The following is a 24,002-nucleotide window of genomic DNA, read 5'->3' as shown; positions in this document are numbered from 1 at the left end:
ACTAAAGTTTACAAAATTAGACAGTTACTAAAGGAGCGATTCTAGTGGCAAAAGTATATGTTTTTGACCATCCACTTATCCAACATAAACTTACATATATTCGACAAAAAGATACGGGAACAAAGGAGTTCAGAGAGCTCGTTGACGAAGTGGCAACATTAATGGCCTTTGAAATTACGCGCGACATGCCTTTAGAAGAAATTGAAATTGAAACACCAGTTCAAAAGACAAAATCAAGGGTGTTAACAGGTAAAAAGATTGGTCTTGTTCCAATTCTACGTGCAGGTATTGGAATGGTGGACGGCGTTCTTAAACTAATCCCCGCGGCAAAGGTTGGACACGTAGGTCTATACCGTGATCCGGAAACGTTAAAACCGGTTGAATACTACGTGAAACTTCCTAGTGATGTGGAGGAAAGAGATTTTATCGTTGTGGACCCAATGCTAGCAACAGGCGGATCTGCGATTGAAGCTATCCATTCATTGAAGAAGCGCGGCGGCAAGCATATCAAATTCATGTGCTTGATTGCGGCACCAGAGGGCTTAGAGGCGTTAAAAGAAGCGCATCCAGATGTGGATATCTATATTGCTGCATTAGATGAAAAATTAAATGACCACGGCTATATTGTTCCTGGATTAGGAGATGCTGGGGACAGATTGTTCGGTACGAAGTAAAATGAAATGCGGAGGCGCCTTGCCCAGACGCGACAAGCATAAGACGAGGCGGGGGTGAGGTTCGCTTTTTAACCTCATCACCGGCTTGGCTTATGACCTCGAGCGGCTAGGCGCCGGAGCTGGACAGTGAAATGTGGAAGCGCCTTGTCCATAAGAGGAACGCAGACTAAAACCGCCGCGTCCTGTGGCAACGTCTGCATGACCCGCATCCTGCGGGCCTCAGGCTTAAGATGGTTCGGGGAGAAGGTTGTTCTTTAACCTTCTCATCGAAACAGCTTAAGACCCCGAGTCCCTAGGCGCTGGAACTAGACAGAGAAGAACCCAATAAACTTTGGAGACTTGAATAGAGACAAATGGAAGAGAAGGTTGAAGCTGACCTTCTCTTTTATATAAGCTGACATTTTATAATTAGAGAAAGGGTGATAGGCATGGATCGCCCCATTAAAGTGATGACGATTTTTGGGACAAGACCGGAGGCAATCAAAATGGCTCCGCTCGTGCTGGAGCTGAAAAAGCAGCCTGAGCATTTTGAATCGATTGTAACGGTGACGGCTCAGCATCGGCAAATGCTTGATCAAGTACTGGATATTTTTAGGATTGTTCCTCATTATGATTTGAACATGATGAAGGAACGGCAGACGTTAGTGGATGTGACAACACGGGGTCTTGAAGGATTGGACGCCATTATGAAAGAGGTTCAGCCTGATATTGTGTTAGTGCATGGAGATACCACAACAACTTTTGTGGCAAGTTTGGCGGCTTATTATAATAGAATGACAATCGGCCATGTGGAAGCAGGCTTAAGGACGTGGAACAAATACTCGCCGTTCCCTGAAGAGATGAACCGGCAGCTGACAGGTGTAATGGCTGACCTGCATTTTGCGCCAACTTCAAAAGCAGCACGGAATTTGCTGCAGGAAAACAAGCGGGAGGACTGTATTTTTGTAACAGGAAATACAGCCATCGATGCGTTAAAAACAACGGTTAAAGAGGATTATACGCATGAGATTCTTCAAGGTATTGGGGACGATCGATTAATTTTAGTGACCGCCCACCGCCGTGAAAATCTTGGGCAGCCCATGCGAAATATGTTCAGTGCCATCAAACGGCTCGTCGAGGAACATGAGGATGTAAAGGTGGTCTATCCGGTCCATATGAATCCGGCCGTCCGCGAAGTGGCAGATGAGGTTCTAGGGAATGATCCCCGAATTCAATTAATCGAACCACTTGATGTGATTGACTTTCATAACTTTGCCGCTCGTGCTCATTTGATTTTAACGGATTCAGGCGGTGTTCAGGAGGAAGCGCCATCTCTTGGCGTGCCTGTATTGGTGCTTCGCGATACGACTGAGCGTCCGGAAGGAATCGAAGCAGGCACGTTGAAGTTGGCAGGGACAGAGGAAGAGACCATTTATCAAATGGCAAAGGAGCTCCTGGGCAATCCTAGTGAGTATGAAAAAATGGCCAAAGCAGCCAATCCATACGGTGATGGCCAAGCCGCCCGCCGCATTTGTGAGGCCATCCGGTTTTATTTTAATAGAATAGATACTAGACCTGAAGAATATAAATAATGATTAGAAACTGACTCTCTGCTGGGAGTCAGTTTTTTGTATTGGTCTATACATGAAAACCTCAGCAAAACTGCTCCTTTGCATATAAATTCCCTGCATAGAAAATCCTAAGGGAAAAGGAGGGGGCAATATTGAGACAGGTGAGTATGCTTTTGGTCTTATTTATTATTTTTTCTATTATTCCCACACAACAGGGGCTGGCTGCTCAAGAAAGGCTGCTGAAGCTGCCGCCGCTTCCAGCTCAAGATGAGAAAACGGAGCAAATTGCGATTTTTTTAACAAAAAGCGATTTAAAACCAGGTGAACTTAATAGGCTAATGAGAAAATACCCAGCCATTACTCTAAGGAATACCTTTAAATTCGCTTTAAAGGGCTTTTCAGCAAAAGGACCAAAAAGTCAGCTTGACAAGCTTGCGCAGGAACCGGCTATTGCCCAGCAATCCTTTGTTAATCATTATCATACATCCGATATCAAGGCGTTGCCTAACCAGGGCGACAATCTCCAAATGATTGGGGCAGATCAGGTCAGAGGTATGTTTGATAAGAATAACGGCCGGCTGACAGGTAAAGGAATCAAGGTTGGTGTGATTGATACCGGTATCGATTACCTTCATGAGGATTTGAGACAGAATTATGGCGGCGGGCAGGATGTTGTAGACGGTGACGGAGATCCGATGGAGACAACGGGTATCGGCGGCGCTTCAACGCTTCATGGAACACATGTGGCCGGAATTATTGCGGCAAATGGGCGCATCAAAGGGGTTGCACCGGAAGCGACGATTTATGCCTACCGTGCTCTTGGACCAGGCGGTATGGGGACGACGGAACAGGTGATTGCTGCCATTGAACAGGCAATTGAGGATAAAGTGGATGTTTTGAATTTATCACTTGGGAATAATGTGAATGGCCCTGACCTGCCGTTAAGTACAGCCCTGAACAATGCGGTAGATCACGGTATCGTTGCCGTGACGTCTTCAGGAAATTCTGGACCAAACGTATGGACAGTCGGCTCACCAGGTACAGCGGCAAAAGCCATTTCAGTTGGGGCTTCAACTCCGACAATGAAAATTCCTTATCTTGAGATTGAAGGCGAGCAGATGAGGTTGGAACCGCTGCTTGGATCAGTTGCGTGGGAGTTAGACCGCACGTATGAACTTGCAGACGGCGGGATGGGGAAACCAAAACAGTTAAAGGGGGTAAAGGGAAAAATTGCTCTAATTAAGCGGGGAGAGATTACTTTTTCTGAAAAAGTAATAAATGCGGAAAAAGCAGGTGCAGAAGCGGTTATTATTTATAATAATACGAAGGGGCCTTTTATAGGCAATCTTGACCGAACCAGCCTAATCCCGGTTATGAGTCTTTCAAAAGACGATGGAATAGAGTTGACACAAAAAATCAAAAAAGGAAACGCTTACGTAACGACTAATATAATAGAAGAAAAAGATATTATTGCAGACTTCAGTTCGAGAGGTCCAGTCACCTCTTCTTGGGAAATAAAGCCAGACTTACTTGCCCCAGGGGTTTCTATTCTTAGTACCATTCCGGGCGGCTACCTCAGCCTGCAGGGAACTAGTATGGCTGCTCCGCATGTAGCCGGGGCAAGCGCCTTGTTAAAACAAGCCCACCCAGAATGGAATCCGGAGCAAATAAAAGCCGCGCTTATGAACTATGCGAAGCCGCTTCAAAAGCGCAACGGAGAATTTTATAAATCATATGAGCAGGGAGCGGGTCGAATTCAATTGAAGGAGGCGATTGAGGCGGAGGTGTTAATTTATCCGGCCTCACTGCAGTTCGGTAAATTTCAGTTGTCTGACAGGCCGCATGAACATCAGGCGGTTGTGACGATTGAAAATACATCGCAAAAGCAGCAAAAGATAACCTTTGAGGTGCCGAACAAGGAACCCGGACTAACCTGGCATATGCCAATGTCTGTTTATCTTAAGGGAGGTGAGAAGAAAGAGGTAACGATTGAAATGCAGGCAGATCCGCAAATTTTTAAGAAAAAAATTCAGGATGGCCAGTTGACAATCCATACAGATGGGAAGAATATAACTATCCCGTATTTATTTGTCCTTGAAGAACCGAATTACCCGCGCGTAATGGGATTTGATTTTGGAGCAGGAGACCGCGAAGGGACTTTTCGTTATGAAGTATATTTGCCAGGTGGGGCAGAGGAGTTCGGAATTGCCTTATTTGATCCGGATACCTATCAATTTGTGCAATATCTGGACTGGAAACGAAATGCGGGCAAAGGGTTAATTCAGGAGGAAGTTCCTGTCGAAAAACTTCCGCCCGATGGAATCTATGTGTCGAAAATCTTTGCCAGGAAATCAGGTCAGGAGGACTGGATAGAGACTTATATTCAAATATCAAAATCTATAGATATAGAATAATTTTTTACATTCCCATAGTGGTAATGTTGCAATTGTGAATAAACTGTGAACATAAAGCGAGTTGTTCTGACATTATCAGACTTTTCGCTATAAACCAATTGACAAGGGAAATAAGGCTATTGTATGCTTACAAAGGATATAATGAGAGGGTTTTCAAGTAAAATTTGTGTCTAAATTTCGACAATACTAGAGATATTCACATAAAGTTCACAAAATATTACCTTTTATTATTTTAAAATCTTTATTGGTTTTTTCAGCAGTACAGATTATAATGAAAAGGATGATTTTGTGAATCTTTTTCAAACTAACATTTGTCGAAATTTCGGAAGGTTTGAAGGAGCTTGGATGTATGAGTCAAAATCGTCGCCCTTTCAAAGCCATTGCTTTAATGTCAGCCATTTTGTCACAGTTGGTCGGCACCATTTTAGTTGGCATTTTTCTGGGGAGATGGTTGGATGGTCTAATCGGCACGGAGCCGCTGTTTTTGATACTTGGCTTGCTTGCAGGATTGGCTGCCGGAATCATTGCAATTTTCCGCACCATACAACTTTTTTACCGGGAGAACGATGAATGATGCTGCAGTTTAAAACGATGTTCACGAGAGAGCGCAAATACATAGTTTATTTGTTAGCCATTTACGTGCTGGGATGGGGCTTTACATCCTATCAGCCAATATTTTTAGGTCTCATACTTGGTACAACCTTGAGCCTTTTTAATTTATGGCTGTTGGTTAGAAAAATCGATCAATTTGGTGAAGTGATGGAAAAGGGAGGCAAAATGCGCTCACTTGGATTAATGTCACGAATGGCGGCAGCAATTTTTGCTGTACTGCTGGCAGTGGAATATCCTGAGTATATCCATCTTATTTCTGTGGTCATTGGATTAATGACATCTTATCTTGTCATTATGATAGATAGTTTTATACAGCTTTTTCAATCGCAAAAAAAGTAGGGGAAGAGAGGTGAATAACAGATGAATCATGCTGCACCTATGAAAGAGTTTCTAGGTTTAAACTTCAATTTATCCAACGTACTGATGATTACAATCGCAAGCTTGATTGTATTTATCATTGCCGTTCTTTCTACCAGAAGACTTGCCATGAAGCCAACTGGCATGCAAAACTTCATGGAGTGGGTACTGGATTTTGTAAGAGGTATTATTAATAGTAATATGGATTGGAAAACAGGCGGAAGATTTCATGTATTAGGGCTAACCATTATCATGTATATCTTTGTCTCCAACATGCTTGGGCTGCCTTTTGCAATCACATATGACGGCGTACTGTGGTGGAAATCACCAACAGCTGATCCTACTATAACACTGACTTTAGCTGCCATGATTATTGGTTTATCACATTATTATGGTGTTAAATTAAAGGGAGTTGGAACATACGGAAAAGAGTTCTTCAAGCCGTTTTGGTTCATGTTCCCAATTAAATTAATTGAAGAGTTTGCTAACACATTAACGTTAGGTCTTCGTCTTTACGGTAATATTTACGCAGGGGAAATCCTGCTAGGACTTCTAGCTGGCGGTCTGGCAACAGGGTTCTGGGGCACTATCGCAGCTATAATTCCAACACTTGCATGGCAAGGGTTCTCCGTCTTTATCGGCGCAATCCAAGCATTTATCTTCACTATGTTAACAATGGTTTATCTATCACATAAAGTGAGCTCAGACCATTAAACATATATAACCTGTTCATATTATGGACAAAAAAAATACAATTTTCATAATCTTAAGGAGGAAATTTATAATGGGTCTTATAGCAGCAGCAATAGCAATTGGTTTAGCAGCACTTGGTGCCGGTATCGGTAACGGTCTTATCGTATCTCGTACAGTTGAAGGTATGGCACGTCAGCCAGAAGCAAAAGGTATGTTACAAACTACAATGTTCATCGGGGTTGCGTTAGTTGAGGCGATTCCTATCATCGCGGTTGTTATTGCGTTCATGGTTATCGGTGGCTAATACAGTCATATCGATGGTTGAAATGGCGAAGATATCTTACAGAACCTTCGCCTTTCCTTTATCATCTTTTTTTTGCAATAATGTGAGTAAAATGTAAAAATGTGTCATTTTATTTTGGGGATTATTCGAATTTCTAATAGATGAAAGTAATGAAGTGCTAAACTCTTGAAGGGAGTGAATCGAGGGTGTTAACAAACGGTCTAGTATTAGGGGCATCTGCACACGCAGGCTTTAACAGCGGGGATGTTATATTCCAGCTTGTGATGTTTATCATATTAATGGCTTTATTGAAGAAATTTGCTTGGGGTCCGTTAATGGGTATCATGAAACAACGTGAAGACCATATTGCGGGTGAAATCAGTGCGGCTGAACAAAGTCGTGTTGAATCCAAGAAACTTTTAGAAGAGCAGCGTGAACTATTAAAGCAAGCACGTTCTGAAGCTCAAGAATTAGTGGAAAGTGCGAAAAAGCAAGGCGATGTTCAGCGTGAAGAAATTATCACAGCTGCACGTGCTGAAGCAAACCGCTTAAAAGAAAGTGCAAAACTTGAGATTAACCAGCAGAAGGAGCAGGCAGTTGCGGCAATCCGCGAACAAGTGGCTTCTTTATCCGTATTAATTGCTTCTAAAGTAATTGAAAAGCAATTAAATGAGAAAGATCAAGAGAAATTGATTAACGAATACATTCAACAGATAGGAGAAGAGCGATGAGTAATTCAGCAGTAGCAAACCGCTATGCGTATGCTCTTTTCCAACTTGCAAAAGAAAAAAAGCTTCTTGAACCAATGGAAGAAGAACTTCGTGTAGTGAGAGAAGTAGTAAGTGGAAATACGGGATTAAATACTGTTTTGAAATCTCCTAAGGTTTCAAAACAAGATAAAGAACAGCTGATTAAGAAGGCCTTTTCAGCTGTGAATCCGTATGTGCTAAATACTCTATTAATTCTCATTGACCGCCATCGTGAAGATGAAATTGCACAAGTGGCAGATCAATTTATTACATTAGCAAATGAAGAAAAAGGAATTGCGGAAGCAACTGTTGTTTCTACTCGTCTCTTAACAGAAGAGGAAAGCAAAGCTCTTTCTTCGACATTTGCAGCAAAAGTAGGTAAGAAATCTCTTCGTATTGAAAATAAAGTCGATTCCAATTTGCTCGGCGGCGTAAAAGTCCGCATCGGAAACCGTATTTTTGATGGCAGCCTTAAAGGCAAGCTTGAGCGTTTGGAACGTCAATTGTTACGCTAAGTTCGTAGATAGGGGTGAAACTCATGAGCATCAAAGCTGAAGAAATAAGCGCGCTGATAAAAAAGCAGATTGAAAATTATCAGTCAGAAATTCAAGTGAGTGATGTAGGTACGGTTATCCAAGTCGGTGACGGTATCGCCCGTGCTCATGGCCTCGACAATGTCATGGCTGGAGAGCTGCTTGAATTTTCAAACGGCGTTATGGGTTTGGCGCAAAACCTTGAGGAAAATAACGTCGGTATCGTTATCTTAGGACCATACCAGGATATCCGTGAAGGCGATGAAGTTCGCCGTACAGGACGTATCATGGAGGTTCCGGTTGGTGAAGAATTAATTGGACGTGTTGTAAACCCAATCGGACAACCAGTAGATGGATTAGGTCCTATCAATACAACAAAAACTCGTCCGATCGAATATTTAGCACCAGGCGTAATGGATCGTAAGTCCGTTCATGAGCCATTACAAACAGGTATTAAAGCGATTGACGCTCTTGTACCAATTGGACGTGGACAGCGTGAGTTAATCATCGGTGACCGTCAAACAGGTAAAACATCTGTTGCAATTGATACAATCTTAAATCAAGCTGACCAAAACATGATTTGTATCTATGTTGCAATTGGTCAAAAAGAATCAACAGTCCGTGGGGTTGTTGAAACATTACGTAAAAACGGAGCATTAGATTATACAATCGTTGTTACCGCATCTGCGTCACAACCAGCTCCATTACTATATCTTGCACCATACGCAGGCGTTGCGATGGGTGAAGAATTCATGTTAAATGGTAAGCACGTTCTTATCGTATATGATGACTTAACAAAGCAAGCATCTGCATACCGTGAATTATCATTATTACTTCGTCGTCCTCCAGGTCGTGAAGCATATCCAGGGGATGTATTCTACTTGCACTCACGTTTACTAGAGCGTGCGGCTAAATTAAGTGATGCAAAAGGCGCTGGTTCAATTACAGCACTTCCATTCATTGAAACACAAGCAGGGGACGTTTCTGCTTATATTCCAACAAACGTTATCTCAATCACAGACGGACAAATCTTCTTGCAGTCTGACTTATTTTTCTCTGGTGTACGTCCTGCGATTAACGCTGGTCTATCCGTATCCCGTGTAGGAGGATCTGCACAGATTAAAGCGATGAAGAAGGTTGCTGGTACACTACGTCTTGACCTTGCTTCATACCGTGAGCTTGAAGCGTTCGCACAATTCGGTTCAGACCTTGATGCTGCAACGAAAGCAAAGCTAGAGCGTGGTGCACGTACGGTTGAAGTACTTAAGCAAGACTTAAACAAGCCGTTGAAAGTTGAAAAGCAAGTTGCGATTCTTTACGCATTAACACGTGGACACCTTGATGATATCCCAGTTGGCGATATCCGTCGCTTTGAAGCTGAGTTCTTATCTTGGTTAGACCAAAACCGTAAAGAAGTAATCTTAGATCATATTGCAACAACAAAAGAACTGCCTTCTGACGATGATATGAAATCTGCGATCAATGATTTCAAAAAGACATTCGCAGTTTCTGAATAATAGACGTTCGTTATGAATAGAAATGCCAACCGAATTGGTTGTATCAAGGGTGGTGAGAACCTATGGCATCTTTACGCGACATAAAGTCAAGAATTACATCTACTAAAAAGATGAGTCAAATTACAAAAGCGATGCAGATGGTATCTGCTGCGAAAATGAACCGTGCAGAACTAAATGCCAGGTCCTTTGTTCCTTATATGGAAAAGATTCAGGAGGTTACAACCTCTGTTGCAGCTGGAGCAAAAGACTCTAATCATCCAATGCTGAAATCACGTCCGGTGAAAAAGACTGGTTATATTGTCATCACAGCAGATCGTGGTTTAGCCGGATCGTATAACAGTAATATTTTGCGCCAGCTCCATCAAACGATTAAAAGCCGTCACAAGTCAAATGATGAATTTGCAATCATTGCACTTGGCCGTGTAGGACGAGACTTTTTCAAAAAAAGAGGCATGAATGTTATCTTAGATATTATTGGCCTTCATGACCAGCCTGCTTTTGCAGATATAAAGGACTTTACGAATAAAGCAGTTAACATGTTTGCTGATGGTACATTTGATGAGTTGTATCTGTACTACAGTCACTACGTCAATGCCATCAAGTATGATGTAACTGAGAAAAAATTACTTCCATTTGGAGACTTGGCTTCTAACTCTGGAAAGTTAACATCCTATGAGTTTGAACCATCTGCAGAAGAAATTCTGGAAGTATTGCTGCCACAATACGCGGAAAGCTTGATTTACGGTGCAGTTCTAGACAGTAAAGCAAGTGAGCACGCTGCTCGTATGACAGCAATGAAGAGTGCTACGGATAACGCAAATGATATTATTCATAATTTGAGTTTGAGTTACAACCGTGCACGTCAGGCTGCCATTACACAAGAAATTACAGAAATCGTAGGCGGAGCCGCCGCCCTCGAATAAAGAAAATAAAATGGGGTTGTAGAGACTTATCTGTACTCTACCCCCTAAAGTTTGTTTTAGAGACTGGTAGGAGGGAAAATGATGAACAAAGGACGCGTTGTTCAAGTTATGGGTCCGGTTGTTGACGTGAAGTTCGAAAGCGGTCAGCTTCCAGAGCTCAATAACGCATTGAAAATTGCAACTCGTAATGAAGATGTTGAAATCAGCCTAACGCTTGAAGTTGCCCTTCACTTAGGTGATGATACCGTTCGTACGATTGCAATGTCTTCAACAGATGGACTAACTCGCGGCGTTGAAGCTGTTGATACAGGTGCACCGATTTCTGTTCCTGTTGGTGAAGTGACACTTGGCCGTGTATTTAACGTATTAGGAGATGCGATTGATTTAGGAGAAGCGATTCCTGCGAGTGTACGCCGCGACTCTATTCATAGAGAAGCCCCTAAATTCGAAGAGTTATCAACTGAAGTAGAAATCCTTGAAACAGGTATTAAAGTAGTAGACCTTCTTGCTCCATATATTAAAGGAGGAAAAATTGGTCTATTCGGCGGTGCGGGTGTAGGTAAAACCGTACTTATCCAAGAATTAATCAATAACATCGCGCAAGAGCACAGCGGTATTTCTGTATTCGCTGGCGTTGGTGAGCGTACTCGTGAAGGAAATGACCTTTTCTGGGAAATGACTGACTCAGGCGTTATCAAGCAAACGGCGATGGTATTCGGACAAATGAACGAGCCTCCTGGTGCACGTATGCGTGTTGCCTTGACTGGTTTGACAATGGCTGAATATTTCCGTGATGAACAAGGACAAGACGTGTTATTGTTCATTGATAACATTTTCCGTTTCACACAAGCAGGTTCTGAGGTTTCAGCGTTACTTGGCCGTATGCCATCTGCCGTTGGTTACCAGCCGACACTTGCTACTGAAATGGGACGTCTGCAAGAACGTATCACTTCAACTAACAAAGGTTCTGTTACATCTATTCAAGCAATCTATGTACCAGCCGATGACTATACTGACCCGGCTCCAGCTACAACGTTCGCTCACTTAGATGCAACAACAAACCTTGAGCGTAAGCTTTCTGAAATGGGTATCTACCCTGCGGTGGATCCTCTTGCTTCAACATCTCGTGCATTATCACCTGAAATTGTTGGTGAAGAACACTATGATGTGGCTCGTAGAGTACAATCTACGCTTCAGAAATATAGAGAATTACAAGATATCATCGCGATGTTAGGTATGGATGAGCTTTCTGACGAAGATAAGCTTGTTGTATCACGTGCGCGTCGTATCCAAAACTTCTTATCTCAAAACTTCCACGTTGCTGAACAATTTACAGGTCAGCCAGGTTCATATGTTCCTGTAAAAGAAACAGTAAGTGGCTTCAAGGAAATTCTTGAGGGTAAATACGATCACCTTCCAGAGGATGCATTCCGTCTAGTAGGCCGTATTGAAGAAGTGATTGAAAAAGCAAAACAAATGGGTGTAGAGGTATAATTTCGGACCAGGAGGGTAAAAAATGAAGACGATCAAAGTCAGTGTTGTTACTCCCGACGGCCCGGTGTATGAGTCAGATGTTGAGATGATTAGTACAAAAGCTCAAAGTGGAGAGCTGGGAATTTTACCTGGCCATATCCCAATGGTAGCCCCATTACAAATCGGATCCGTTCGTCTGAAAAATGGGAGCAATACAGAATTCGTAGCAGTAACTGGCGGATTGTTAGAGGTTCGTCCAGATCAAGTAACGATTCTTGCTCAAGCTGCCGAAACAGCAGAAGATATCGATTTAGACCGCGCCATGCAAGCGAAACAACGTGCTGAGCAGCGTCTAAATGAATCAAGACAAACAAACGTTGACTTCCAGCGTGCTGAACTTGCACTGAAGCGTGCGGTTAACAGAATTAACGTTTCTAGAAGAGATATATAATTAATAATAGATGCCTCATTTCGCATTGCGGAGTGGGGTTTTTTATTGCGTTTTTTTAACATAACTTCCCCTCTTTGACTCATATACTTGAACAATATGGTTGTTCAACTATCGAGAGGGTGAGTGGTGTACAATGTCCAAGCCGTCTTTTGTTTAGCAGGAAGAGTATGCTCTGCTCCCAGATTTGTTCTGCTGCTAAGCAAGTGCCATAACAGCATGAAAAATAATTGAAATATATCTTTTATTAAATCCTTCTGTGATTAATCTATATTATCCTCTAAACAGCTGTCGTTTCATCAATCAACTCAGTTTGCCTTTCAATGGAAATAACAAGGGACAAAAATACCATTTCAATTTAAAACAAGAATGAAAGGTTGTTTGTTGAACATATGTTAATTTATAGAGATTTTCTATACAAATAGCCTGATAGAAAGGATATGAAGCTCATATAATACAAGAATAATATCCTAATCTATCTATTAATTCGGTTCTGTCGACACCAAATTGTAACAGTGCTATAATGGTTACGGTTACAATTTTTACTTTTCAGACAACAAAAGGAGGAGATGAGGCATGGATCTATTGAATGTTTATCAAAATAATTATTTAATAGTCTTTATATTTCTGATTCTTGGTATTATCCTGCCGATCGTCGCGTTATTTTTTGGAAAATTATTAAGACCGAGTAAACCTGAGGAAGCTAAGTATACCACCTATGAAAGTGGGATAGATCCATTTGGTGATTCAAGGGTCCAATTCAATATAGCGTATTATATTTTCGCTCTCATGTTTGTTATTTTCGACATTGAAACAGTATTTTTATATCCTTGGGCTGTAGCCTATGAAAAACTCGGTATTTTTGCACTGGTCGAGATGTTAATCTTTGTTGTCATGCTTATCATTGGGCTTATCTATGCTTGGAAAAAGAAGGTGTTAAAGTGGAATTAAAATATGATGGATTTACACCAGATGAAATGGAAGAGATTAAAAGAAATATATTTTTATCAACGTTTGACCAGGTTAAAGGTTGGGCGCGAAGCAACTCGATGTGGCCATTATCATTTGGGCTTGCCTGTTGTGCAATTGAGATGATGGGTACTGGAGGAGCGCATTATGATTTTGACCGGTTTGGTGTAATCTTCCGGGCCTCTCCTCGTCATGCAGATGTGATGATTGTAGCTGGTACTGTTACGAAGAAAATGGCGCCTATTTTAAAAAGATTATATGATCAAATGCCGGAGCCGAAATGGGTTATCGCAATGGGAGCATGTGCCATTGCCGGCGGACCGTATGTAAAATCCTATTCTGTTGTCAAAGGGGTCGATCAAATTGTCCCTGTTGATGTCTACATACCAGGCTGCCCACCGAACCCGGCTGCACTCATTTACGGAGTTAATAAATTGAAGGAGAAAATCCGCTATGAGGCAAAAACCGGGAAGAAGGTGATGTAACAAATGAGTGGAGAAAAGGATATAGAACAATTAAAAAAGGAAGCTGCAGCAAAAGCAAAGGCCGCAGCTGCAGCAAAGGCAAAAGCAGCAGCGCAGGCAAAAATGAAAGCGGAAGAGAAGGCAGAAGCATCGAATCAGAATGGAGAAAGTGCTCCTGCAGATGATCTAGCGAAACAAAAAGCTGCTGCAGCCGCGAAGGCAAAAGCTGCCGCATTAGCGAAAGCGAAAGCAAAGGAACAAGAGGAAGCATCATCGGGTGAAGCTGCCCCATCAGATGATTTAGCGAAGCAAAAAGCAGCCGCAGCCGCAAAGGCAAAAGCCGCTGCACTAGCGAAAGCAAAAGCAAAGGAACAGGGAGAAGCCTCAGGAGAGGAAGGTCCATCAGATGATTTAGCAAAGCAGAAAGCTGCCGCAGCTGCAAAGGCAAAAGCTGCAGCATTAGCGAAAGCAAAAGCAAAGGAACAGGCAGGGGAGACTGGAGCGGCCGATGATGCCGATGCAAAAGCGAAGGCAAAGGCCGCCGCAGTAGCCAAGGCCAAAGCCGCCGCAGCCGCGAAGGCGAAAGCTGCAGCGAGTGGTGGAGACTCGGGTGATGAAAAGGCAAAGGCTATTGCGGCTGCGAAAGCCAAGGCTGCAGCCGCAGCTGCTGCCAAAGCTAAAGGTGCTGGCGGCGGGGGTGCTAAGTCGGAAGCACCAGCAGAAGAGGCAAAGCCATCTCCAAAGCAGCCCTATTTGGATAAATATATCAAAGTGATTGAAGAACATATCGGAAAAGAGGCAATTGAAGAAAGCTATATAAATAAGCTCGCCAAAGATATGCCGACCTTAATTCTTCGCAAAGAGGATTATTATAAAGTGGCTGAATATCTCAAATATAATGAGCAGCTTAGCTTCGATTATGTATCTGAGCTGCATGGCACTGATTTTCAAACCCATATGGAAGTTTACGTTAGCTTGTATTCTTATAAAAATTCACAAGCGGTTGCTATTAAGGTGAAACTTGACCGGGATCAGCCTGAAATTGAGTCACTTGTACCTCTGTGGGCTGGCGCAAACTGGCCTGAATGTGAAGCATATGATTTATTGGGGATTATATTCAAGGGACACCCTAATCTCCATCGCATTATGATGGGAGAGGAATGGGTTGGTCACCCTCTCCGTAAAGATTATGAGCCATATGATGTGGAGGTATAGGCAATGCTAAGAACGGAAGAAATGTTGTTAAATGTTGGGCCTCAACACCCTAGTACACATGGAGTTTTCCGAATTGTTTTGAAAATAGATGGAGAAATCATTAAAGAAGCAAAGCCGGTTATCGGGTACTTGCATCGCGGTACAGAAAAGCTGGCGGAGAATCTGCAGTATACGCAAATTATTCCGTATACAGACAGAATGGATTACGTAGCAGCGATGACAAACAACTATGTTCTCTGTCATGCTGTTGAAACAATGATGGGACTTGAAATACCAGAACGTGCTGAATACCTAAGAGTAATCGCGATGGAATTGAATCGTGTGGCCAGCCACCTTGTTTGGTGGGGCACCTATTTGCTTGATATTGGTGCAACCAGTCCATTCATTTATGCTTTTCGAGACCGTGAAATGATTTTGAATCTGCTAAATGAGCTTTCCGGCGGGCGGATGACGTTTAACTATATGCGTGTGGGCGGCGTTAAATGGGATGCTCCGGATGGCTGGATTGATAAAGTAAGAGAATTTGTTCCTTATATGAAGGAACAATTGAAAGGCTATCATCAATTAGTAACAGGAAATGAAATTTTTCTCAATCGTGTAAAAGGTGTTGGAGTCATTACACCGGAGGAAGCTCTTCAGTATTCTTTAAGCGGGTCAAACCTGCGCAGTACGGGTATTAAGTGGGATTTACGCAAAGATGAACCGTATTCCATTTATGACCGCTTTGATTTTGATGTTCCTGTTCAAACAACTGGCGATTGCTGGGCACGTTATCAGGTTCGGTTAGCAGAAATCGCGGAATCGCTAAAAATTCTTGAACAAGCCATTGAACAATTTCCAAAGGATGGAGCTATTTTAGCAAAGGTTCCAAAAATCATTAAGGCTCCAGTGGGAGAAACCTATGTCAGAATCGAGTCTCCTCGCGGAGAAATCGGCTGCTATATTTCTAGTGACGGAAAAAAGGAACCGTACCGCCTGAAATTTAGACGTCCATCATTCTATAACCTTCAAATTCTCTCAAAACTGCTTGTTGGGGAAAATATATCAAACTTAATCGTCATTCTAGGAGCTACTGATATTATCCTTGGGGAGGTTGATGGATGATGATGGCCGATTTATTAAACTCGAGTCCAAGTCTCGTCAATTTTGGGATTTTCTTTTTACTAGCAACGTTATTTTTGTTTGTCGTTCTTGGATACGTAACCTATGTCATTCTTGCGGAACGGAAGGTAATGGGTTTTATGCAGCTCCGGATCGGTCCTAACCAGCTTGGGGGAAAATGGGGACTGTTGCAGACGGCTGCGGATGTTTTGAAGCTTCTTTTAAAAGAAGATATTATTCCAAAGCTTGCTGATAAGCCGTTATACATTTTGGCTCCAGTCATTGCCTTTGCACCATCCTTTATGGTAGTTGCGGTTATTCCTTTTACGGATAATTTCTATTTTGCTGATATTGGAGTCGGGCTGCTGTATTACATTGCCATATCCGGTATCACTGTGCTTGGAATGGTAACAGCCGGATGGGCATCCAATAATAAATATGCATTGCTCGGTGCCATGCGTGGTGCGGCCCAAATGATTTCCTATGAAATACCGCTCGTTATGTCTGTGGTGGGTGTCATTTTATTATCAGGCAGTTTAAATTTAACCGATATTGTGAATGCACAGCAAAACGGTTGGTTTATGATTTTGCAGCCGATTGGGTTTATCCTATTCTTCATTTCAGCTGTTGCCGAACTAAACCGGATACCATTTGACCTTCCAGAATCTGAATCAGAGCTTGTATCAGGATATCATGTAGATTATTCCGGTTTCCGATTTGCCTTCTTCATGTTAACGGAATATACGTACATGTTTGCTATGTCTGCCTTAATTGTTGTTTTATTCTTAGGAGGCTGGCTGCCGCTTCCATTCTTAGGCTTTATCCCTGGTGCGGTTTGGTTCGCGCTGAAATTCAGTGTTGTTACGTTCGTCCTATTATGGCTGCGTTCAACATTCCCGCGCGTCCGTCCTGATCAGCTAATGGAATTCGCTTGGAAAATATTACTGCCAATCGCCTTGGCCAATATCTTCCTAACAGCCATCATAAAAGAAATTATCAATCTTTTCTAAAAGGAAGCGATATGTTACCACGTTAAAGCGCCGGGGGACAGTCCCCCAGAATGTTACCGCGTTAAAGTTGCGGGGGACTGTCCCCCAATGGTTTAACGTGATAAAGCGAAAGGGGAGCAGTTTACCCCATTTACTTAAGAGGTGATCAGATGAAAGGGTTAATGAAAGGTTTGGCATACACGCTGAAGAATTTGTCACGTGAGAAGATGACGTATGATTATCCAAATGAGTCAATCCCTATGCCTGACCGTTTTCGCGGAATCCAGAAGTTTTATCCGGAGAAATGTATTGTCTGTAACCAGTGTGCCAATATTTGTCCGACCGACTGTATTAACTTAACTGGAAAGAAGCATCCAGATCCAACGAAAAAGGGGAAAGTCATTGACACATATGATATAAATTTTGAAATTTGTATTCTATGTGATTTATGTACAGAGGTTTGTCCGACAGAAGCGATTATTATGACGAACAACTTTGAGCTGTCAGCATACAGCCGTGACGATTTGTTTAAAAACCTAGAATGGCTGGATGAAAACGATGAGAATATTCGGCAGGTGAATAAACCATGAGTGGAGAATTTCTCGCATTTATCATACTCGCTTTTATTGCCGTTTCAGGAGGCGTCCTGCTGCTGAATCTGACAAAGGTTGTCCATATGGTGCTGGCTCTAGTTGCCACTTTTATCAGTATCGCAGGGATCTATATTCTACTATCAGCCGAGTTTCTAGCGGTCGTTCAGATTTTAATCTATTCAGGAGCCATTACCATTATTATGCTATTTGGGATTATGTTAACACGGCATGATGATAAGGATGAGCCAAAGGGAGGCTGGGTCAAGAAAGGAACCCTCTTCCTCGGAGTGGCAGGCTTTGCAGCTGTTGTCTATCTTGGAATCTATAATTTAGATTTTCCACAGCTGAATCAAGAACTTCATGTTAATAACACAGAACAAATCGGCATTGCCTTGTACACAAAGTACATTATTCCATTTGAATTAACATCGATTGTTCTGTTAGTGGCTCTTATCGGAGCGATTATTCTTGCAAAAAGAGATGATAAAAAGGAGGCCGATGAATAATGAGCTCATCTGTACCGATTTCAGCTTTTCTTGCATTGGCCTTAATCCTTTTCTGCGTTGGCCTTTATGGGGCGCTGACAAAGCGGAATACCGTAATTGTCTTAATCTCCATTGAGCTAATGTTAAATGCCGTGAATATTAATCTAGTTGCCTTTAGCAAGTTGGGCGTCGCACCGTCGATAAACGGGCAGATTTTTGCCTTGTTCAGCATGGCTATAGCGGCAGCTGAAGCAGCAATTGGCTTAGCTATTTTGATGGCACTATATCGTAACAGAAAAACCGTTAATATTGATGAAATGGACACGATGAAGCACTAAACTAAACGAAGCTTCAGAGTTTATGAGGAGAACGGATAATTTTTCCGCAAAACACCCTGCAGATGGGTACCTCAAAAAGGGGGATCTGAATTTGATGGAAAGCGCATGGATCATACCGCTTTTCCCGCTACTATCGTTTCTACTTCTCGTCCTTTTCGGCAAGCGGCTGAAAGAGGCAAGTTCCTATATTGCCATTCTACTGGCATTCGCCTCATTTATTTATTCAGTGTTGGTGCTTATTGATCGTTTCACAGCTCCAACCTTTAAATCAGAAGCAGTTTGGCTGAAAATCGGGGAATTAGAGCTTACGGTGGGATTTGAAGTCAATCAATTGAATGCATTAATGTTAGTCATCGTCTCACTTGTCAGCTTTCTTGTACATACATATTCAGTTGGGTATATGAAAGGTGACGACCGATTTTCTGTATTCTATTCCTATTTAGGTTTGTTTACATTTTCAATGCTCGGACTTGTACTTTCACCTAATTTACTGCAAACCTATATTTTCTGGGAATTAGTCGGAGTAGGATCATTTCTATTAATCGGGTTTTATTTTTACAAAGAAGAAGCGAAGGCAGCAGCAAAAAAAGCCTTCATTATGACCCGTATCGGTGACGTCGGTCTATTAATCGGGATGATTCTCTTATTCTGGCAGGTTGGAAGCTTTGAATATGATGCCATTTTCAAAGCGGTTACGTCGAATGAGATTTCTTATGAAATGATTACACTGACAGCCATCCTTATTTTCGTCGGGGCAGTTGGAAAATCAGGTCAGTTTCCGCTCCATACCTGGCTTCCGGATGCCATGGAAGGTCCGACGCCTGTTTCCGCACTCATCCACGCCGCAACAATGGTTGCTGCCGGTGTGTATTTAGTTGCATCATTGTTCCCGCTATTTGCGGCGAGCGAAACCGCGTTGATGACAGTTGCAGTAATTGGCGGCATTACGGCTATTTTTGCCGCAACCATCGCTCTTACGCAAAAAGATATTAAGAGAGTACTAGCATACTCAACCGTCAGCCAGCTGGGCTACATGATGCTTGCTCTAGGATCTGCCGGTTATGTAGCAGGCGTATTCCATTTAACCACTCATGCCTTTTTCAAAGCATTATTATTCCTTGCTGCTGGAAGCGTGATTCACGCCGTTCATACGCAGGATATTGAAAAAATGGGCGGTTTGTGGAAGAAAATTCCCAAAACAAGCATGTTGTTTTTAATCGGTACGATGGCCATCAGCGGTGTGCCGTTATTATCAGGTTTCTTCAGTAAAGATGAAATTCTTGTGGCAACATGGAACGCGGGTCATCCAATCTTGTTCACATTAGCTGTTATTACAGCATTCTTAACAGCCTTTTATATGTTCCGTTTATTCTTTATGGTCTTTTCAGGAGAAGCAAGAAGCAAAACGGATAATGTTCATGAATCACCGTCAGTAATGACCATACCGATGATCGTTCTGGGTGTTTTAGCAGTGATTGCCGGATATATGAACACACCATGGTTTGGAAACTTCTTAGGCGATTGGTTAACAGAAGGAAACGAGTTGCTTGGACACGGGCATCATGAAGCACCGATTTGGATTATGCTTGTGGCAACGATTGTTTCACTTCTTGGTATTTACTTGGCATGGTTAATTTACGGGAAAAAGTCTATTTACCGCGATTGGTTATCCAGAAGATTCCCGCTTGCCTACAGCGTCTCGTATAATAAATGGTTTATGGATGAGCTTTATGAATACACGGTAGTAAAGATCACAAAGCTATTCAGCTTGATTCTTCAATATATGGAATGGTTCATTGTCGAAGGATTGGTCAAACTCGTACAAGGCATTATTTCTTCACTGGCACACTTTGGTTCAAAGGTGCAAAACGGACAGATTCAGATGTACGGGGCCTTTGCTTTCGTGGGCTTAGCTATTTTAGTTGTCATCTATGCCGTAACAGGGGGGTATTTTAAATGAGTCTATTATCGTTCTTGATTTTCTCCCCTCTTATTGGAGTACTCGCGCTATTATTTATTCCAAAAACGCAGGAAAAGCTGCTGAAGCTTATTGGCCTCTTAGCAACGATTCCAGCGCTAGTGATTTCGTTAAGTTTATTTTTCCAATACCGCTCAGGGCTAAATTTAGCGACGTTGAGCGAAAAGCTGGACTGGATTGCGTTTAAAAATGCGATTCAATACGGAGAATTATTTACGATTAAATATGAACTTGGAGTAGACGGCTTTCAGCTTGTGCTAATCGTCTTAACTGCGATTGTTGCAACACTTGCTGCGATTGCCTCCATTCATATAAAAGAAGAATGGAAAGGGTATTTCATGCTGTTCCTGTTGTTAGAAACAGGAATGCTCGGTGTCTTTGCCGCTGAAAACTTAGTTTTATTTTTCATTTTCTTTGAAATGACTTTAATTCCAACCTTCTTTTTAATCGGAAAATGGGGTTACGAGGAAAAAGTAAAAGCAGCATATAGCTTCTTAATTTATAACGGCCTTGGTTCTGCGATCCTCTTGATTGTCATTATTGTGTTCTTTGCCCGCACAGGCACAACAAATATTGAGGCATTGCAGGCAATGATGACAGCGGATAATCCTCAGCTAATTGCTAGTATGTCTGATGATTTGAAGCTCGGTTTGTTTATTGCGTTGCTTGTGGCATTTGGCATCAAGCTGCCGATTTTCCCATTGCACAGCTGGATGGTGCGCGTGCACGTTCAGGCACCGCCATCCATCGTTATGCTTCACTCAGGGATTCTTTTAAAAATTGGTGCTTACGGTTTAATCCGCTTTGGAATGGGCATTTTCCCAGAGCAGTTTAAATCAATGGCCGTCATGCTTGCTGTTCTTGGAGTCATCAATTTGTTGTACGGAGCGTTCCTCGCTTTCGTGCAAAAGGATTTCAAAATGGTGTTAGCTTATTCATCGATTTCTCACATGGGAATTGTGTTAATCGGATTAGGTGCCTTAAATGAAGCAGGAGTGCAGGGGGCTGTTTTCCAGGTCGTGTCCCACGGATTAATTTCCGCATTGCTCTTCTTCCTAGTCGGTGTTTTTTATGAAAGAACACAAACAACACAGTTCGAAAAGCTCGGCGGAATGGCGAAGGCTATGCCAATTACTGCAGGCTTTTTACTAGCCGGCGGGATGGCATCCTTAGGCTTGCCAGGAATGTCTGGATTTGTCAGTGAATTTATGGCGTTCTTAGGACTATTTAAAGAGTTACCAGTACTTGCAGCAGTTGGGGCAATCGGAATTATTATGACGGCTGTTTACCTGCTTCGCGCAGTGCTTGGCATTACGTATGGAAGTGCAAACTGGAAATGGTACGGAGCAAAGGATCTTAGCCCTGTCGAATTTGTACCAGCCGTTGCGCTACTTGCCTTAATTGTGTTAATCGGTGTGTACCCAAATATACTGAGCGAACCGCTGCAGTCAACATTAGAAACTATTATGCTTAGGATCGGAGGGTGATGAGGGATGGATCTCGAAACATTGTTATCATTTGAATGGGGTATCATGATGCCTGAGTTCATCATCCTTGGGGTCTTGACCATCATAACCTTGCTTGATTTATTTATGCCAAAAACGCAGAACCGCAAAATTCTCGGCTGGATTGGCTTTGTCGGTATTTTGGCTGCGATTGTGTCCTTGGCAGGGCTCTTAGATAAAGATGTGGCATCGATTTTATATGATACATTCAGGCTGGATGCCTTTGCGAAGGCTTTTAAATTGATTTTACTCGTTGGTGCCGGGCTGGTTATGCTTCTGGCCATCAGCTATGAGCCGAAGGAAGGCATGAAGGAATATAGAGGCGAGTTCTTCTATCTATTCTTAGCTGCGCTTCTGGGCGCTATGATTATGACGTCAAGCGGAGACTTGATTACGTTATATGTAGGACTCGAATTGTTATCCATTTCTTCCTATGTATTAGCAGGTATTCGAAAAAACAATCTGCAGTCCAATGAGTCTGCGATGAAATATGTGGTGAACGGAAGTTTATCTTCTGCCATTACGTTGTTTGGTATGAGTTATGTGTTTGGGTTAACAGGCACAACGAATTTGACTGAGATGCGAGATGTACTGATGGTAATCCATGATTCGCAGCATGTGTACTTACTCGTGATTGCCTTCTTGATGATTTTTGTTGGCTTATCCTTTAAAATTGCTGCTGCGCCGTACCATATGTGGGCTCCGGATGTGTACCAAGGTGCACCAACACCAGTCACAGCCTTTCTAAGTGTAGTATCAAAGGCTGCCGGCATTGCGCTGATTGTCCGTATGATTCTATCGATTTTTGCGGCCGCTGCTACAAATGGTCCAGGTTCCACATCCATTCTTGTGAATATGGAACCTTACATCGCGATTGTTGCCGCTGTAACAATGATTATCGGAAATGTGGTGGCATTGCGCCAAAGTAACATCAAGCGGATATTTGCGTATTCGAGTATCGCACATGCCGGTTATCTGTTAGTGGCCGTTGCGGCGTTATCATTGTTTATGTTTGATTCCCTATGGTTCTATTTAGTGGCCTATCTGTTCATGAATATGGGGGCCTTTGCGATTATTCAATTGGTGACGGAAAAATCAGATTCAGAGGATTTGAGTCATTTTGCCGGTTTGTATAAACGAGAACCGCTCTTAGCCGTGGCAATGGGTATTTTAGTATTATCCCTTGCCGGAATCCCAGGTACGGCTGGATTTATCGGGAAGCTGAACATTATCACAGGGGCACTTGTTCGCGAGCAGGCCAATTATCTGTTAGTCGGCATCATGATTGCAACAACCGTCGTGTCATATGTATATTATTTCAGGATTTTGGCACAGATCTTTTTCAAACAAGCTCCAGAGGGAAGCGAGAGTTTGCCGAAGATAAAGATTCCAGTCGGAATAGGAATTGTCATCATCGTCTGTGTCGCAGCCAGTGTCCTATTCGGGATTTTCCCGAATCTGGCATTTGACTTCCTGCAAACACAGTTTTATGAGTTTGGAGACTTTTTGCGATAGGATATAAGGAAAGAAGAGCTAAAATCATCGTGATTTCGGCTCTTCTTTTTTTTAGTAGGAAGCGGTAAAACCTCTTTGTGCTTTATTTTCCTTTTTAGGTCAACATTTCACTTTTAATACATATGCTTGAGTATGAGGAGTGAAATCATATGAAAAATGGACAGGAACCGTTTGAGCGTGAAACATTGACACATATTGGAAATAGACTTGATTATATTTACTCCATTTCTAAGAGGTACAATAACGATAACCCCGAACTAATGGATACAGTCGCAAGTTTAGCTTCAATCGCCAAAATGTTTGCCAATATTAAGATTGAAGAGTTAAAAGGAAACGTAGAAACGCAAGGTTCTCAAGGATATATTGTGCGAAATCTGGGAAACGCATTTTCCAGAATGCAAGAATATGAGAAACAAAAGGACCAGGATTTTCCGAAATGGAAACTCTAATAGCTGCTGTGGTAAGGTTATCAGCAGCGAAAAAATAATAATCAAAACACCTAAAGGCGCCTTATTTGGCGCCTTTTTTCAGTGGATATATGGTAAAAAAGACGTGGATAAACAGTTCAAAGCCGCAGATTTCTAGAATACCGGTGTGGTTCTTTTATAGAGTTCTCTACGTCTA

At 42.4% G+C, this 24,002-nt stretch carries 25 protein-coding genes; all 25 read left to right on the top strand.

The window, feature by feature from the left end; genetic code table 11:
* Positions 1-44 precede the first annotated feature (44 nt).
* Complete coding sequence (gene upp, locus F4V44_RS05250; protein WP_150438949.1) at positions 45-674, top strand: uracil phosphoribosyltransferase; 630 nt, start codon at positions 45-47, stop codon at positions 672-674.
* Between the two features lie 428 nt (positions 675-1,102).
* A complete protein-coding gene (wecB, locus tag F4V44_RS05245) occupies positions 1,103-2,245 on the top strand; it encodes a non-hydrolyzing UDP-N-acetylglucosamine 2-epimerase (protein WP_150438948.1) in 1,143 nt (380 codons plus the stop codon).
* Between the two features lie 146 nt (positions 2,246-2,391).
* Complete coding sequence (locus F4V44_RS05240; protein WP_150438967.1) at positions 2,392-4,638, top strand: S8 family serine peptidase; 2,247 nt, start codon at positions 2,392-2,394, stop codon at positions 4,636-4,638.
* A gap of 349 nt (positions 4,639-4,987) precedes the next feature.
* Positions 4,988-5,212, top strand: coding sequence for an AtpZ/AtpI family protein (locus F4V44_RS05235; protein WP_150438947.1), 225 nt, complete (start codon positions 4,988-4,990; stop codon positions 5,210-5,212).
* Positions 5,212-5,589 carry an ATP synthase subunit I gene (locus tag F4V44_RS05230; protein ID WP_150438966.1) on the top strand — a complete coding sequence of 126 codons (378 nt, stop codon included), beginning with the start codon at positions 5,212-5,214 and terminating at the stop codon, positions 5,587-5,589. The genes F4V44_RS05235 and F4V44_RS05230 overlap by 1 nt, the downstream gene beginning before the upstream one ends.
* 21 nt (positions 5,590-5,610) lie before the next feature.
* On the top strand, positions 5,611-6,321 hold the full coding sequence (gene atpB, locus F4V44_RS05225) for a F0F1 ATP synthase subunit A (protein ID WP_150438946.1): 711 nt from the start codon (positions 5,611-5,613) through the stop codon (positions 6,319-6,321).
* A gap of 70 nt (positions 6,322-6,391) precedes the next feature.
* A complete protein-coding gene (atpE, locus tag F4V44_RS05220) occupies positions 6,392-6,604 on the top strand; it encodes a F0F1 ATP synthase subunit C (RefSeq protein WP_150438945.1) in 213 nt (70 codons plus the stop codon).
* Positions 6,605-6,789: 185 nt separating this feature from the next.
* A complete protein-coding gene (locus F4V44_RS05215) occupies positions 6,790-7,314 on the top strand; it encodes a F0F1 ATP synthase subunit B (RefSeq protein ID WP_150438944.1) in 525 nt (174 codons plus the stop codon).
* Positions 7,311-7,847 (top strand): F0F1 ATP synthase subunit delta, encoded by a 537-nt coding sequence (locus tag F4V44_RS05210; RefSeq protein WP_150438943.1) that lies wholly within the window; start codon positions 7,311-7,313, stop codon positions 7,845-7,847. Before F4V44_RS05215 ends, F4V44_RS05210 begins: the two co-directional genes overlap by 4 nt.
* Positions 7,848-7,870: 23 nt before the next feature.
* Positions 7,871-9,382, top strand: a complete 1,512-nt coding sequence (gene atpA / locus F4V44_RS05205; protein ID WP_150438942.1) for a F0F1 ATP synthase subunit alpha — start codon at positions 7,871-7,873, stop codon at positions 9,380-9,382.
* Positions 9,383-9,444: 62 nt separating this feature from the next.
* On the top strand, positions 9,445-10,305 hold the full coding sequence (locus F4V44_RS05200; protein WP_150438941.1) for a F0F1 ATP synthase subunit gamma: 861 nt from the start codon (positions 9,445-9,447) through the stop codon (positions 10,303-10,305).
* Positions 10,306-10,386: 81 nt separating this feature from the next.
* A complete protein-coding gene (atpD, locus tag F4V44_RS05195) occupies positions 10,387-11,799 on the top strand; it encodes a F0F1 ATP synthase subunit beta (protein ID WP_150438965.1) in 1,413 nt (470 codons plus the stop codon).
* 22 nt (positions 11,800-11,821) lie between these two features.
* A complete protein-coding gene (locus tag F4V44_RS05190; protein WP_150438940.1) occupies positions 11,822-12,229 on the top strand; it encodes a F0F1 ATP synthase subunit epsilon in 408 nt (135 codons plus the stop codon).
* Positions 12,230-12,802: 573 nt separating this feature from the next.
* Entirely contained in the window at positions 12,803-13,177 is a 375-nt protein-coding gene (locus tag F4V44_RS05185) for an NADH-quinone oxidoreductase subunit A (RefSeq protein WP_150438939.1), read from the top strand.
* 26 nt (positions 13,178-13,203) lie between these two features.
* Positions 13,204-13,680, top strand: coding sequence for a NuoB/complex I 20 kDa subunit family protein (locus F4V44_RS05180; RefSeq protein ID WP_396897477.1), 477 nt, complete (start codon positions 13,204-13,206; stop codon positions 13,678-13,680).
* 3 nt (positions 13,681-13,683) lie between these two features.
* On the top strand, positions 13,684-14,874 hold the full coding sequence (locus tag F4V44_RS05175) for an NADH-quinone oxidoreductase subunit C (RefSeq protein WP_150438937.1): 1,191 nt from the start codon (positions 13,684-13,686) through the stop codon (positions 14,872-14,874).
* A gap of 3 nt (positions 14,875-14,877) precedes the next feature.
* A complete protein-coding gene (locus tag F4V44_RS05170; protein WP_150438936.1) occupies positions 14,878-15,978 on the top strand; it encodes an NADH-quinone oxidoreductase subunit D in 1,101 nt (366 codons plus the stop codon).
* Positions 15,978-16,985, top strand: a complete 1,008-nt coding sequence (nuoH, locus tag F4V44_RS05165) for an NADH-quinone oxidoreductase subunit NuoH (RefSeq protein WP_150438964.1) — start codon at positions 15,978-15,980, stop codon at positions 16,983-16,985. Before F4V44_RS05170 ends, nuoH begins: the two co-directional genes overlap by 1 nt.
* A gap of 149 nt (positions 16,986-17,134) precedes the next feature.
* Positions 17,135-17,554 (top strand): NADH-quinone oxidoreductase subunit NuoI, encoded by a 420-nt coding sequence (nuoI, locus tag F4V44_RS05160; RefSeq protein WP_150438935.1) that lies wholly within the window; start codon positions 17,135-17,137, stop codon positions 17,552-17,554.
* A complete protein-coding gene (locus tag F4V44_RS05155) occupies positions 17,551-18,063 on the top strand; it encodes an NADH-quinone oxidoreductase subunit J (RefSeq protein WP_150438934.1) in 513 nt (170 codons plus the stop codon). The genes nuoI and F4V44_RS05155 overlap by 4 nt, the downstream gene beginning before the upstream one ends.
* Positions 18,063-18,380, top strand: a complete 318-nt coding sequence (gene nuoK / locus F4V44_RS05150; RefSeq protein ID WP_150438933.1) for an NADH-quinone oxidoreductase subunit NuoK — start codon at positions 18,063-18,065, stop codon at positions 18,378-18,380. The genes F4V44_RS05155 and nuoK overlap by 1 nt, the downstream gene beginning before the upstream one ends.
* Positions 18,381-18,471: 91 nt before the next feature.
* Positions 18,472-20,340, top strand: coding sequence for an NADH-quinone oxidoreductase subunit L (gene nuoL, locus F4V44_RS05145; RefSeq protein ID WP_150438932.1), 1,869 nt, complete (start codon positions 18,472-18,474; stop codon positions 20,338-20,340).
* Positions 20,337-21,845 carry an NADH-quinone oxidoreductase subunit M gene (locus F4V44_RS05140; RefSeq protein WP_150438931.1) on the top strand — a complete coding sequence of 503 codons (1,509 nt, stop codon included), beginning with the start codon at positions 20,337-20,339 and terminating at the stop codon, positions 21,843-21,845. Before nuoL ends, F4V44_RS05140 begins: the two co-directional genes overlap by 4 nt.
* Before the next feature lie 6 nt (positions 21,846-21,851).
* Positions 21,852-23,378: an NADH-quinone oxidoreductase subunit NuoN gene (gene nuoN, locus F4V44_RS05135; protein ID WP_150438930.1), complete on the top strand. Its 1,527-nt coding sequence runs from the start codon at positions 21,852-21,854 to the stop codon at positions 23,376-23,378.
* A 149-nt stretch (positions 23,379-23,527) separates the two neighbouring features.
* On the top strand, positions 23,528-23,827 hold the full coding sequence (locus F4V44_RS05130; RefSeq protein WP_150438929.1) for a DUF810 domain-containing protein: 300 nt from the start codon (positions 23,528-23,530) through the stop codon (positions 23,825-23,827).
* The last annotated feature ends 175 nt before the right edge of the window (positions 23,828-24,002 follow it).

The sequence above is a fragment of the Niallia endozanthoxylica genome, assembly GCF_008710145.1.
GTDB lineage: Bacteria > Bacillota > Bacilli > Bacillales > Cytobacillaceae > Bacillus_BD > Bacillus_BD endozanthoxylica.
Note: the sequence above shows the minus strand (reverse complement) of the source record. Positions and strands in the feature narration are given on the sequence as shown.